The sequence below is a fragment of the Pseudomonas fragi genome (genome assembly GCF_025426255.1).
GTDB lineage: Bacteria > Pseudomonadota > Gammaproteobacteria > Pseudomonadales > Pseudomonadaceae > Aquipseudomonas > Aquipseudomonas kulmbachensis.
Genome location: NZ_CP104861.1, coordinates 1429801 through 1442534, shown reverse-complemented (window position 1 = coordinate 1442534; position 12734 = coordinate 1429801). Strand labels below are relative to the sequence as shown.

Sequence of the window (12734 nt, the reverse complement as noted above, 5' to 3'; positions counted from 1 at the left end):
ATTGTCAATTGTCCAAAACAATGATGACAAAACGACCCGGTAGTCAGTTCAAAAACACATTTCGCCTGTGGGATGCGAGCCTGCTCGCGATCGCATCACCTCGGTGTAACTGATAGACCGCACCGCCTGCATCGCGAGCAGACTAGCTCCCACACAGGGTGTGCAGGTGCTCATGCCAGCGCCTTAAGCACTTCATCAATCGCCTTCAGCACTTGCGCCTCGCCCTTCTCGCCCCATACCAGCACGATCATTTGCCCATCGGCCTCAACTTTATAGACGTTGGCCGGAAGCTTTTTGAACTGCTCCAGCAAGCGCTCATCCTCACATTCTTCTTGCCAGCGATTGAGCCATTTTCCCGGTGCCGATTGCCAATAGCACCAAACATCAGGCTTAGTACTGCGGCGCGGGCGGTGATACTGCGCGCAAGAACCGGGCGGCTGCGGCTCAAGCCAATGCGGCCACTCCTGAGGCGCCAGCTGCATGGACAAACCAATGCGCCGTGCCTCCATGCGCAAATCCATCCGCCCGCTTTGCCCCCGGGAAGGCCGCAACCAGGCCAAAGGGCTGAGAACCAGTGCCAGGATTGACACCACTATCCATACCGTCATATCTGTACTCTCATAACTTGATAAACGAGTGACCCGGACTTGAACCAAGGCTCTGGAAAAGGGCCATACTCATAACTGATCGCCATTTACAGGAGCACCCCACATGCCCTACGAACATATTTTGGTCGCTGTCGACCTGACCGACGAATGCGACCCCGTGATCAACCGCGCCAGCGAAAGCGCCAAGGCCAACGGCGCCAAACTGTCGCTGATACACATCGTAGAACCGATGGCGATGGCGTTTGGCGGCGACGTGCCAATGGATCTCTCGCAACTGCAACAACAACAGTTCGATCAGGCCAAGGAACGCCTTGAGCGGCTGATCGCCAAGTACCCGCAGTTGCACAAGGATTACTGCCACCTTAACTACGGCCAGCCGCGTCAGGAAATCCACGCCTTGGCCAAAGCGCAAAAATGCGACCTGATCGTGGTCGGCAGCCACGGCCGTCACGGCCTTGCCCTGCTGCTGGGCTCTACCGCCAACGACGTACTGCACGGTGCTCCGTGCGACGTGCTGGCTGTCAGCCTGAAAAAACCTGATTAAGTTTATCTGCATGTAACAACAAAAAAGCCCGGCACCTTGTTAAAGGGCCGGGCTTTTTCAATTCAGCACAGGGTCAATCAGGCATCCAGCTCAGCCCAGCGCTCAACCAGCTGCTCAAGCTCGCCTTGCAGCTTTTCAAGCTTGGCGATCACTTCAGCGGTTTTAGCAGCAGGCAGCTGATAGAAACCAGCGTCGGCCATTTCTGCTTCAACAGCAGCAATCGCCTGTTCTTTGGCGTCGATATCAGCCGGCAAAGCTTCCAGCTCACGCTGCAGCTTGTAGCTGAGTTTCTTTTTCGCCGCAGGAGCAGCCTGAGCCGCCACAGGAGCCGGTGCAGCCTCGACCACGGCCGAGTTCAGGTCGGCCTTGCCGGACTTGCTCTCGGTTACGCCCAGCAGGCGCGGTGAACCGCCCTGACGCAGCCAGTCCTGATAACCACCCACGTATTCACGAACCTTGCCTTCGCCCTGGAATACCAGAGTGCTGGTAACCACGTTGTCGAGGAATGCCCGGTCGTGACTGACCATCAGCACAGTGCCCTTGAAGGTCAGCAGGACCTCTTCGAGCAGCTCCAGGGTTTCAACGTCCAGGTCGTTGGTTGGCTCATCGAGCACCAGCAGGTTAGCTGGCTTGCTGAACAATTTGGCCAGCAACAGGCGGGCACGCTCACCACCCGACAGCGCCTTGACCGGCGTGCGGGCACGCTGAGGGCTGAACAGGAAGTCGCCCAGGTAGCTGAGCACGTGGCGGCTTTGGCCGTCGATATCGATAAAGTCGCGGCCTTCGGCCACGTTATCGATCACGGTTTTTTCCAGATCCAGTTGATGACGCAGCTGATCGAAGTAAGCCACGTCGATGCGCGTACCCTCTTCAACTGTACCTTCGGTTGGCACCAGGCCGCCCAGCATCAGCTTGAGCAGTGTGGTTTTGCCCGTACCGTTGGCACCCAGCAGACCAATACGGTCGCCGCGCTGAAGCACCATCGAGAAGTCCTTGAGCAGGAACGGACCACCCGGGTGAGCAAAGCTGACGTTTTCCAGCACCATTACTTGCTTGCCGGACTTGTCGGCCGTGTCCAGCTGGATGTTGGCTTTACCGGTACGCTCGCGACGCTCGCTGCGCTCTACACGCAGTTCCTTCAGGGCGCGTACGCGGCCTTCGTTACGGGTGCGACGAGCCTTGATGCCTTGGCGGATCCAGACTTCTTCCTGGGCCAGACGCTTGTCGAACAGCGCGTTTGCGGTTTCTTCCGCGGCCAGTGTGGCTTCCTTGTGGACCAGGAAGCTGGCGTAGTCGCCGTTCCAGTCGATCAGGCCGCCACGGTCCAGTTCCAGAATCCGGGTAGCCAGATTTTGCAGGAATGAACGGTCGTGGGTAATAAACAGAACCGCGCCCTGGAAGCCCATCAAGGCCTCTTCGAGCCAGGCGATTGCACCGATGTCCAGGTGGTTGGTCGGTTCGTCGAGCAGCAGCAGATCCGGTTCGGAAACCAGTGCTTGTGCCAACAGAACGCGACGACGCCAGCCGCCAGACAATTCGGCAAGGGTTTTATCAGCCGGCAACTGCAGACGGCTCAAGGTGCTGTCGACCAATTGCTGCAAGCGCCAGCCATCACGGGCTTCGAGGTCTTGCTGGACGTGCATCAGCTTGTCCAGGTCAGCATCGGTGACGATGTTCTGGCTGAGGTGATGGTACTGGGCCAGCAACTCGCCAACACCGTCCAGACCTTGGGCCACAACGTCGAACACGGTCCGCTCGTCGGCTACCGGCAACTCTTGCGGCAATTCGCCAATCTTGAGACCGGGCGCGCGCCAAACAGAGCCGTCATCGGGTTTTTGATCACCTTTAACCAGCTTCATCATGCTGGACTTGCCGGTACCGTTGCGGCCGATGATGCACACCCGCTCTCCACGGGCGATCTGCCAGGACACCTTGTCCAACAACGGCATAGAGCCGAAAGCAAGGGACACATCGCTGAATTTGAGCAGGGTCATGAGCTTCTCCAAAAACTGGGCGCGCATTCTACCTGATTTGTACCCTTGGGCGGCCGGGTATTTCTTGTACGGTGCCCTCTTCCCTTCATTTAGTGCCAAGTTGCACCCGTTGGCCTGCAAGGCTTTCACGCGCCGCTGGCAAAAGGCTAAGCTACGTAACAATCAGTGCTGGCCCGCCCCGCACTCGTCACGTTTTTTATCTGTACGGAAGCCTCATGCGCAGTCGTCTCTTCAACTTTTTATCCTGCCTGCTTCTCACTAGCTGTGCCGTGCAAGCCGCCCACGGCGCAGACCTGACTCAACAACGCCAACTCTACGACCAAGCCAAGCTCGCACTGGCCAAAGGCGATTCCGGCCCTTATTTTCAGAATGCTTCAGCCCTGCGCACTTACCCGCTGACACCCTACCTGGCCTATGACGAGCTGACCGCACGCCTGAAGTCAGCCAGCAACACCGAAATCGAGCAGTTTTTGGCTGAACACGGCGACCTGCCGCAAGCCAACTGGATGAAACTGCGCTGGTTACGCTGGCTGGCAGACCGTGGCGACTGGGCTACTTTCGAAAAGTATTACGACCCCAAGCTGAATTTCACCGAACTGGACTGCCTCAATGGCCAGTATGAGTTGCAACACAACCGCAAGGCCGAAGGGTATGCCAACGCCGAAAAACTGTGGCTGGTCGGTAAAGCGCAGCCCGCAGCCTGCGACGCGCTGTTCAGCCAGTGGGCCGCCGAAGGTCAGTTGACCGAGAAAAAACGCTGGCAGCGGGTCAAGCTCGCTGCCGAGGCGCGCAATTACGCCCTGGCGACATCATTGGCCAATGGCCTCAATACCCTGGGCCCACAGGCCAGACTGATGATTGATGTGGCGCAAAAGCCCGACATGCTGAGCCAGCCATCGCGCTTTGCCCCAGCCAGCGAGGCAATGTCTGACGCCGTAGGCCTGGGCCTGCGCCGCCTGGCCCGCCAGGATCCGGAAAAAGCCGCAGCCCTGCTCGACACCTACGCCACCAATATGCATTTCTCGCGCGACGAAAAAGTCGCCATCGCCCGGGAAATCGGCCTGACGTTCGCCCGCCGCTACGACAGTCGCGGGCTGGACATCATGACCAAGTATGACCCGGAGTTGCGTGACAACACCGTCACCGAATGGCGCCTGCGCCTGCTGCTGCGCCTGGGTCGCTGGGAAGACGCTTACCAGTTGACCCGCAAACTTCCGCAAGATCTGGCAACCACCAGCCGCTGGCGTTACTGGCAAGCGCGCAGCCTTGAACTGGCCGAACCGAAGAACCCACAAGCACTGGCGCTGTTTAAAAAAGTATCCAACGAGCGCGACTTCTATGGCTTCCTGGCCGCTGATCGGGCGCAAACGCCTTACCAGCTCAATAACAAGCCACTGATGCTCAGCCCGCAACTGATCAAAAAAGTACGCAACACTGCAGGTGTGCAGCGCGCACTGGAGTTTCATGATCGCGGGCAAATCGTCGATGGTCGCCGTGAGTGGTACTACGTCAGCCGCCTGTTCAACCGCGACGAGATGGTCGCCCAAGCCAAGCTTGCCTATGACCTGAAGTGGTATTTTCCGGCTATCCGAACCATCAGTCAGGCCCAGTACTGGGATGATCTGGACATTCGCTTCCCGATGGCCCACCGCGACACGCTGGTGCGTGAAGCCAAGCTCCGCGGCCTGCATTCCAGCTGGGTATTCGCCATTACCCGCCAGGAAAGCGCCTTTATGGATGACGCCCGCTCCGGCGTGGGTGCCAGTGGTCTGATGCAATTGATGCCAGCCACCGCCAAAGAGACTGCACGAAAATTCAATATCCCGCTGGCATCACCGCAGCAGGTGCTGAACCCGGACAAGAATATCCAGTTGGGCGCGGCTTATCTGAGCCAGGTACATGGCCAGTTCAATGGCAACCGGGTGCTGGCCTCAGCGGCCTACAACGCCGGGCCGGGACGCGTGCGTCAATGGCTCAAAGGTGCCAACCATCTGGGGTTCGACGTATGGATCGAAAGTATCCCGTTCGACGAAACACGCCAGTACGTGCAGAACGTGCTGTCTTATTCGGTGATCTACGGCCAAAAACTCAACGCACCACAGCCCGTGGTGGACTGGCATGAGCGGTATTTTGATGATCAGTAACTGATGCCCACCCGCACACCGGAAGGTGTGCGGGGAATCAAATCCTGTGGGAGCCGGGCTTGCCCGCGATGGCCTCAATGCAGACTGCATGAGAGACCGCGTCGCTTGAATCGCGAGCAAGCCCGCTCCCACAGGGGTAGGTAGCGTTATTCCAGAATCGTTACAGGCATCCCGACTTCCAGCACGCCATTGCTGTCGTTCACCAGGTTCTGACCGAACATGGTGCCCTCTTCCTGCTTGCGATAGGTCATCAGGGTCGCCAGCGGTTCACGCTGCTCATCACGGACACCGGTTTGCGGATCGACGGTGGTCAGGATGCAACGCGAGCAGGACTTGACCAGGCGAAACTCGACATCACCGATACGGATGCGCTTCCAGCCGTCTTCGGCAAAGGCCTCGCTGCCTTCAATCACCAGGTTGGGCCGAAAGCGCAGCATGTCCAAAGGTCGTCCGACCTTGTGTGAAATGTCATCCAGAGACGCCTGACCAATCAGCAACAGCGGGTAGCCATCGGCAAACGCGACCTTGTCATCATCACGGCCATAGCCCGCCTGAGTGGTGCGTGCCCGCTCCAGTGGCACGTGCACCAGCCGCACCGGTTTTTCCACAAAGCGGCTTAGCCAGTCGGCAGCGGCATCCCCCGCATCCGGCACACGCAAGGTGTCACGCCAGATGGTCACGCCCCGCAGATCGGTATCCACCTCAGGCACTGCCACATCCAGCGCCTCAAACCCCTGAGCATTCAAGGTCAAACCGCCTGCCGCATTCCAGAGCGCGGACAGCTGGCTCATTTTTGGATCGGCACGCTGGGTAAGAAAACGCCCGCTTGCTTCATCCACCAGCATCCAGCGTCGATCACCGACCAGCCCCAACTTGTCCAGCCGGGCCTGAGGCAGGCTTTCACCCTTGCCGGATTTCAGTGGAAAACGATAAAGCGCGCTTAGACGCAGCATGACGCATGCTCCCTGCAGGGTAAAAAAAGGCCACAATATACGAGCCAATCACCAATGCAAAGATACGCAGCTTCACGCAGGCACTTGGTCCAGCATCAGGCGCTGACGCACAACATCCACCAGTTTGTCCGGCTGGAATTTGGACAGGAAATTGTCGCAACCGACCTTTTTCACCATTGATTCGTTGAAGCTGCCAGACAGCGAGGTATGCAGCACCACATACAGGCTGCGCAAACGCGGATCGTTGCGAATTTCAGTGGTCAACCGATAGCCATCCATTTCCGGCATTTCGGCATCGGTAAATATCATCAGCAGCTTGTCGGTCATGACCTGACCGGTGTCGGCCCAGCCCTTGAGCATGTTCAATGCTTTAAGACCATCGCTGGCGATGTGCATTTTGATCCCCAGTTGCGAGAGCGTTTCGCGCAGTTGCGCCAAGGCCACGCTGGAGTCGTCGACCAGCAGCACTTCACGCCCCCGCACCTGCTCAAAGATCGGATCAGCAAGCTTCTCCCGCGACACCTTGGCGTTGTACGGCACGATTTCAGCCAGGACTTTCTCCACATCAATGATCTCGACCAATTGGTCATCAACATTGCTGATAGCGGTCAGGTAATGCTGGCGCCCGGCACTGGTGGGCGGTGGCAGGATGGCCTCCCAGTTCATATTGACAATGCGGTCGACCCCGCCCACCAGGAAGGCCTGCACCGAACGGTTGTACTCGGTCACGATGATGGTGCTGTCTGGGCCTGGCACCAGAGCACGCATGCCAATAGCCCGGGACAGGTCGATCACTGGCAGGGTTTTGCCGCGCAAATTGACCACGCCACAGACATGGGGATGGCGGTGTGGCATCAGGGTCAGTTTCGGCAGTTGCAGAACCTCCTGCACCTTGAATACGTTGATCGCGAATAGCTGCCGACCTGCCAGGCGGAACATGAGAAGTTCCAGTCGGTTTGCACCGACCAACTGAGTGCGCTGGTCTACCGTGTCGAGGATGCCGGCCATGAGTAACTCCTGAGCGTAGGAACTTGATGACCAACCTTATCGGCCGAATTCCCGCAACCTTGATATCGGATAGCCACCAACTATCCCGCAACGCTTCACTGGCCCAGCAATGGCGACCCCACCGGCAAATGAACCTTCAAGGCGCCCTTGCGCACCGTAAAGCGCATGGCGTCACCCTCAAGCGGCTCGCCATCGAGATTCATTGAAAGACCCTCGGCAGCCTTGATTTCAATCCAGGGCAGGCGCGCCCGAACAAACAGATTATCCAGCCCCCAACCCTCTGCCATCAGACTCTTCAGGGTGCCTACGATTTCCTGGGGCGCAGGCAAGATACTGATGTCCAGCAAGCCATCATCGACCAGGGCTTCAGGGCACAACGCTTGCCCGCCTCCCGCCTGGCGACCGTTGCCGATTCCCAGCGCCAGCAGCTCGCCTTTCCAGTGAAAATCGGGGCCCTGCAACTCGGCGTACGCCGCGTGCAGCTCACTGAAGCGCGACAGGCCGGTAAACAGATAGGCCGCGCCGCCCAGGACTTTTTTCAAGTCTTCGGACGTATTCGCCGTCACCTGGCTACCAAAGCCTCCGGTGGCCATGTTCAAAAACAACTGACCACCGACCTCCCCCAGGTCAATCGCCCGGGCAGGCGTATCGAGCAAGGCCAGGGCTTCGTGGGGCTCCAGCGATACACCTGCCGCTCGCGCAAAATCATTGGCAGTGCCCAGCGGCAACAGCCCCAGACTGGCTTCGGTATCGGCCAGCGCCATGGCCTCACAAATATCGCGCAAGGTGCCATCACCGCCGCCAGCGATCAGATGGGTGTAGCCAGCATCCAGCGCTTCGCGCACCAGACGCTGTGCATCCCCGGCCTCCCATGTCAGGCGTACTGCCAACTCCCAGCCTGCCGCACGCTGATGCTCAACGGCCGCCCGCACCTCTTCGTTAAGGGCTTGCTTGCCATGCAAAATCAAAAACGCCTTACCTGAACTCATGCTCCATCCCTCGTCATAAACGGCCTGAATGCTTGGACAACAGCCAGAGCAGAAAGACCCATACCGTCATGATTTAACAACCACAGGTCGATCAAAGCCGCAGAACCCGTCAGACTTCAACGTCTGACAGCAATTCAATGATTCTAGAGGCGTTCTGAATGAGCACACTGGTTCCCTGCATCATCGCCGGTGGCGCTGGCACCCGGCTGTGGCCAGTGTCGCGTGAAGCCATGCCCAAGCCCTTTATGTGCCTGCCAGACGGCCAGAGCCTGCTGCAAAAGACCTTCAGTCGTGCAATCGGCCTACCTGATGTCGGCCAATTATTGACTGTGACCAATCGCGACGTCTTTTTCCGCACGCTCGACGATTACCGCCCACTGAATGCCTGCGGCGTCGAGCTGGATTTTATCCTTGAGCCTTTCGGCCGCAACACTGCCCCGGCGATTGCCGCCGCCGCCCTGCAGGTGGCGCAACGCTACGGTGGCGATGCACAACTGCTGGTGCTGCCCGCCGACCATCTGATCACCGACATCGCGGCCTTCGGTCAGGCGGTCGACAGTGCCCGGCAATTGGCTGACCGGGGCTGGCTGGTAACATTCGGCATTTTGCCAACCCGAGCCGAAACCGGTTTCGGCTATCTCGAGAAAGGCCCGGCGCTGAGCAGTGGCGGCTTTGAAGTGGCGCAGTTTGTTGAAAAACCTGACACCCGGACGGCCCAGGACTACCTCGATGGCGGCCTGCATCTGTGGAACAGCGGCATGTTCTGCATGCGCGTCGACAGCGTGCTGCGCGAATTCAAGACCCACGCGCCTGAGGTACTGGCCGCAGTGATCCATTGCCTGGAACACAGCCAGGTGTTCCAGGGCCAACAGCAGCGCCACCTCGAACTGGATAGCCCGAGCTTCGCCCTGGTGCCCGATATCTCTATCGACTACGCACTGATGGAGCATTCACAAAAAGTGGCCGTGGTGCCCTGCCAACTGGGCTGGAGCGATATCGGCTCCTGGCAGGCGGTACGCGAACTGAGCCCGGCAGACGCCAATGGCAACCAGTGCAATGGCGAACACGTGCTGCACGACGTGCATAACTGCTACATCGATTCACCCAAGCGTCTGGTGGGCGGGGTGGGCCTGCATGACCTGATCATTGTCGACACACCGGATGCGCTGCTCGTCGCCGATGCCAAGCGCAGCCAGGACGTTAAATATATTGCCCAGGCGCTCAAGCTTCAGGGCCACGATGCTTATCGCCTGCACCGCACCGTGACCCGCCCGTGGGGGACTTACACCGTGCTGGAAGAAGGCCCGGGGTTCAAGATCAAGCGCATCGTGGTCAAACCTCTGGCCGCGCTGTCCTTGCAAACGCACCAGCACCGCAGCGAACACTGGATCGTGGTCAGCGGCAGGGCGCAGGTGACCAACGGCGACCTCGATTTTGTCCTCGATACCAACGAGTCCACCTTTATCAAACCCGGCAGCCCTCATCGCCTGAGCAACTGCGGGGCGGTTGATCTGGTGATGATCGAAGTGCAAAGCGGCGAGTACGTGGGCGAAGACGATATCGTGCGTTTGAGCGACAGGTATGGGCGCGCGCCGATTTCGTAGCAGCTGCCATAGGAACGAGGCTGCGTTCGGCGACGTAGTCGTCGTAAACTCTGAGAGCTGGGTTTTACTGGCACACCGCAGTGCCTGATTTCGCGACGACTACGTCGCCGAACGCAGCCTCGTTCCTACGGCAGCTGCTACAAGTTCTCCGCCCCACAAGGCGTCAACCCAGCACTTCACTCAACGGGATAAAGCCCACCCAGTCGCCTTCAACCAGGGTGCGCTCTTCGAGCACTTCCACCAGCCCGTCGGCCCAGGCCGCGCTGCGTAACACGCCCGAACTCTGGTTCTTGTAGATCAGCGCACGCCCTTGCTCCAAGCGACCGCGCAAGTACTCGCGGCGATTGCCCGGCTTGGGCCATACAAAACCGGCTGGCACCTGGAACTTCAGCGGTTCGACCGCTTGCACGCCCTGACGGCGCAGCAGGTAAGGTCGTGCAAGCATCGCGAAAGTAACCAGGGTCGAGGCCGGATTGCCCGGCAAACCAATCACCGGCACGCCGCGGAAATGCCCACAGGTCAGGGGTTTTCCCGGTTTGATTGCCAGTTTCCACAAGGCCAGCTCGCCTTCTTCGCGCAGAGCAACGCCCAAATAATCGGCCTCGCCCACCGACACCCCGCCGGTAGACAAAATCAGGTCAACCGCACTCAGCTCACCCAAGCGCTGACGGGTCGCAGGCAAGTCATCGGGCAAAATCCCCGCATCGACCACTTCACACCCCAATCGCGTCAGCCAACTGCAGAGCAATACGCGGTTGCTGTTGTAGATTTGCCCAGGGCCCAATGGCTGACCCGGCTCAACCAACTCATCACCCGTCGACAACACGGCAACTTTGACCCGACGAATCACTTGCAGCGTGGCGCAACCCAGGGAAGCGGCCAGCCCCTGTTCAACCGGCCCCAAACGGGTGCCTGCCGACAGGACTACTTCGCCAATGGTGGTTTCTTGCCCTTGTGGGCGAATGTTCTGACCGGCATGCAAGGCTTGAGTAAAGGCCACACGACCGTCAGCCTGCACCTGGGCGTTTTCCTGCATTTCGACGCAGTCCGCCCCCTCAGGCACAGGCGCGCCGGTAAAGATCCGCGCACACGTCCCGGGAGCCAAGGGCTCTGGCGCCGCGCCCGCAAAAATACGCTGGCTGACCGCTAGCGGCTCACCCGACCAATCGGCCACATTCAGCGCATAACCGTCCATCGCACTGTTAGGCCACGGTGGCAGATCAAGGCTTGAAATCAGGTCATGGGCCAACACCCGGCCAGCACTGGCTGCCAGCAGCACCGACTCGGTATCGCGGATCGGCGCAGCTTCGGCCAACGCCAGCAAGCGCGCCAAAGCCACTTCGACGGGCATCAGCTCGCCCGTACGGCCTGGCTTACCCACGGGTTTCACAGGCCGGTGCCTGCTTCAAGTGGGCGACGAAGTTACAAGGGCTATGGCGTGAGTCCAGTTGCTCGGCCAAAATTGCGTCCCAACCGGTGCGTACCGCGTTGGTCGAACCCGGCAGGCAGCACACCAGCGTACCGTTGGCCAAACCGGCCAAGGCCCTGGACTGCACGGTCGACGTACCAATGTCAGCCAGCGAAATTTGACGGAACAACTCGCCAAAGCCATCAACCTGTTTATCCAGCAGGCAACTCACGGCTTCAGGCGTGCTGTCGCGTGCAGTAAACCCTGTGCCGCCAGTGATCAGCACCACTTGCACCTCATCCTCGGCAATCCAGGTCGCGACCTGGGCACGGATTTTATACAGGTCATCCTTGAGCAGCACCCGAGCAGCCAGGTTGTGCCCGGCATCACTCAGGCGGTCGACAAAGACCTGGCCAGAAGTATCGGTTTCGAGAGTCCGGGTATCACTGACGGTCAGAACGGCGATATTTAAAGGTACGAAAGGTGCATCAACCTTGGCTTTCATAGACGAGGTCCAGTTGTAGGAGAAACAGCCCGGTGTTATATCACAGCCCTTCTTTTTGCTGGTTGCGCGGAGTCCTTTATGCACCAGTTTCAATGCTCCATTTTGCTGCTGGCAGGCGGACGCGGCCAGCGTATGGGCGGTCAGGACAAAGGCCTGGTGACGTGGCAGGGCAAACCATTGATCGAGTTCGTACAGCGCATTGCTCGCCCGCTGACCGATGATCTGATCATTTCGTGCAATCGCAACCACGACCGGTACGCAGAATATGCCGACCAGTTAGTCAGTGATGGCAATGAAGATTTTGACGGCCCTCTGGCGGGGATCCGAGTGGGTCTGGCCGCGGCCAAGCATTCACACTTGCTGGTGTTGCCGTGTGATGTACCCAACATGGACAGCGACTTGCTCGGCGCACTGCTTGGCGCGGCTGGCGAACACCCCGATCAACCGTTGATGGTGCGTCACGGCGAACAGTGGGAGCCGCTGCTGTGCGTGATCCCGACTGCACTGGCACCCGCCTTCGAAGCTGCATGGGCGAGGGGCGAACGCAGTCCACGCAAAATCATGCTGCAGCTCAATGCTCGGGCCTGGCAATGCGCGGACAATGACTCTCGACTGACTAATTTCAATACGGCGGACTTCCTGAAATAATCCGCGCAGGTGTCCGCGCGACACTAGCAATGGAACTTGCAGACGATGTATACGTCTCAGGGACAGTTAATCCATAACAGCACATTCACTTGTTGGAGATACACCATGACTAACCGGACTCTCGCCGCCCTTATGCTCGCTGCTGGCCTGGCTGCCCTTGCCGGCTGCTCTTCGCCTTCAGTGATCACGCTTAACGACGGCCGTGAAATCCAGACAGTCGACGCGCCAAAATACGATGACGCTTCGGGCTTCTACCAGTTCAAACAATTGGACGGCAAAGAAACCCGTATCAATAAAGACCAGATTCGTACCGTCAAAGAGCTGTAAAC

12 protein-coding genes are annotated in these 12734 nt (G+C 58.9%); 5 read left to right on the top strand and 7 right to left on the bottom strand.

The features are described from left to right. Window positions 1–170: 170 nt before the first annotated feature. Window positions 171–608 carry a hypothetical protein gene (locus tag N7D90_RS06780; protein WP_261741442.1) on the bottom strand — a complete coding sequence of 146 codons (438 nt, stop codon included), beginning with the start codon at window positions 606–608 and terminating at the stop codon, window positions 171–173. Window positions 609–711: 103 nt separating this feature from the next. Here N7D90_RS06780 and N7D90_RS06775 point away from each other — a divergent pair, with 103 nt between their 5' ends. Beyond that, on the top strand, window positions 712–1152 hold the full coding sequence (locus tag N7D90_RS06775) for a universal stress protein (protein WP_019827477.1): 441 nt from the start codon (window positions 712–714) through the stop codon (window positions 1150–1152). Between the two features lie 77 nt (window positions 1153–1229). Here N7D90_RS06775 and N7D90_RS06770 read toward each other — a convergent pair whose 3' ends face one another. Beyond that, window positions 1230–3146: an ATP-binding cassette domain-containing protein gene (locus N7D90_RS06770; protein ID WP_261741441.1), complete on the bottom strand. Its 1917-nt coding sequence runs from the start codon at window positions 3144–3146 to the stop codon at window positions 1230–1232. Window positions 3147–3361: 215 nt separating this feature from the next. Between N7D90_RS06770 and N7D90_RS06765 the strand changes: the two genes are divergently transcribed. Continuing rightward, on the top strand, window positions 3362–5290 hold the full coding sequence (locus N7D90_RS06765; RefSeq protein WP_261741440.1) for a transglycosylase SLT domain-containing protein: 1929 nt from the start codon (window positions 3362–3364) through the stop codon (window positions 5288–5290). Window positions 5291–5436: 146 nt separating this feature from the next. Here N7D90_RS06765 and N7D90_RS06760 read toward each other — a convergent pair whose 3' ends face one another. From N7D90_RS06760 to yegS, 3 genes are all read right to left on the bottom strand, one after another. Beyond that, complete coding sequence (locus tag N7D90_RS06760) at window positions 5437–6243, bottom strand: MOSC domain-containing protein (protein ID WP_261741439.1); 807 nt, start codon at window positions 6241–6243, stop codon at window positions 5437–5439. A 72-nt stretch (window positions 6244–6315) separates the two neighbouring features. Beyond that, window positions 6316–7251 (bottom strand): chemotaxis protein CheV, encoded by a 936-nt coding sequence (locus tag N7D90_RS06755; RefSeq protein WP_261741438.1) that lies wholly within the window; start codon window positions 7249–7251, stop codon window positions 6316–6318. Window positions 7252–7346: 95 nt separating this feature from the next. Continuing rightward, complete coding sequence (gene yegS, locus N7D90_RS06750; protein ID WP_261741437.1) at window positions 7347–8240, bottom strand: lipid kinase YegS; 894 nt, start codon at window positions 8238–8240, stop codon at window positions 7347–7349. A gap of 158 nt (window positions 8241–8398) precedes the next feature. On the opposite strand from yegS, the gene N7D90_RS06745 reads away from it, so the two are divergent. Beyond that, window positions 8399–9844 carry a mannose-1-phosphate guanylyltransferase/mannose-6-phosphate isomerase gene (locus N7D90_RS06745; protein WP_261741436.1) on the top strand — a complete coding sequence of 482 codons (1446 nt, stop codon included), beginning with the start codon at window positions 8399–8401 and terminating at the stop codon, window positions 9842–9844. A gap of 163 nt (window positions 9845–10007) precedes the next feature. Here the strand turns inward: N7D90_RS06745 and glp are convergent, their stop codons facing one another. Both glp and moaB read right to left on the bottom strand, forming a co-directional pair. Continuing rightward, window positions 10008–11234, bottom strand: a complete 1227-nt coding sequence (glp, locus tag N7D90_RS06740; protein ID WP_261741435.1) for a gephyrin-like molybdotransferase Glp — start codon at window positions 11232–11234, stop codon at window positions 10008–10010. Beyond that, entirely contained in the window at window positions 11218–11757 is a 540-nt protein-coding gene (moaB, locus tag N7D90_RS06735; RefSeq protein WP_261741434.1) for a molybdenum cofactor biosynthesis protein B, read from the bottom strand. The genes glp and moaB overlap by 17 nt, the downstream gene beginning before the upstream one ends. A gap of 78 nt (window positions 11758–11835) precedes the next feature. Between moaB and mobA the strand changes: the two genes are divergently transcribed. Beyond that, on the top strand, window positions 11836–12405 hold the full coding sequence (mobA, locus tag N7D90_RS06730) for a molybdenum cofactor guanylyltransferase MobA (RefSeq protein WP_261741433.1): 570 nt from the start codon (window positions 11836–11838) through the stop codon (window positions 12403–12405). Between the two features lie 105 nt (window positions 12406–12510). Further along, window positions 12511–12732 carry a YgdI/YgdR family lipoprotein gene (locus tag N7D90_RS06725; RefSeq protein ID WP_261741432.1) on the top strand — a complete coding sequence of 74 codons (222 nt, stop codon included), beginning with the start codon at window positions 12511–12513 and terminating at the stop codon, window positions 12730–12732. Window positions 12733–12734 lie beyond the last annotated feature (2 nt).

Bases quoted from the DNA above. Each gene is read 5' to 3' on its own strand.
- yegS (WP_261741437.1), bottom strand. From the start codon at position 8,240: ATGAGTTCAGGTAAGGCGTTTTTGATTTTGCATGGCAAGCAAGCCCTT.
- mobA (WP_261741433.1), top strand. From the start codon at position 11,836: ATGCACCAGTTTCAATGCTCCATTTTGCTGCTGGCAGGCGGACGCGGC.
- N7D90_RS06760 (WP_261741439.1), bottom strand. From the start codon at position 6,243: ATGCTGCGTCTAAGCGCGCTTTATCGTTTTCCACTGAAATCCGGCAAG.
- N7D90_RS06725 (WP_261741432.1), top strand. From the start codon at position 12,511: ATGACTAACCGGACTCTCGCCGCCCTTATGCTCGCTGCTGGCCTGGCT.
- N7D90_RS06770 (WP_261741441.1), bottom strand. From the start codon at position 3,146: ATGACCCTGCTCAAATTCAGCGATGTGTCCCTTGCTTTCGGCTCTATG.
- N7D90_RS06775 (WP_019827477.1), top strand. From the start codon at position 712: ATGCCCTACGAACATATTTTGGTCGCTGTCGACCTGACCGACGAATGC.
- moaB (WP_261741434.1), bottom strand. From the start codon at position 11,757: ATGAAAGCCAAGGTTGATGCACCTTTCGTACCTTTAAATATCGCCGTT.
- N7D90_RS06745 (WP_261741436.1), top strand. From the start codon at position 8,399: ATGAGCACACTGGTTCCCTGCATCATCGCCGGTGGCGCTGGCACCCGG.
- N7D90_RS06765 (WP_261741440.1), top strand. From the start codon at position 3,362: ATGCGCAGTCGTCTCTTCAACTTTTTATCCTGCCTGCTTCTCACTAGC.
- N7D90_RS06780 (WP_261741442.1), bottom strand. From the start codon at position 608: ATGACGGTATGGATAGTGGTGTCAATCCTGGCACTGGTTCTCAGCCCT.
- N7D90_RS06755 (WP_261741438.1), bottom strand. From the start codon at position 7,251: ATGGCCGGCATCCTCGACACGGTAGACCAGCGCACTCAGTTGGTCGGT.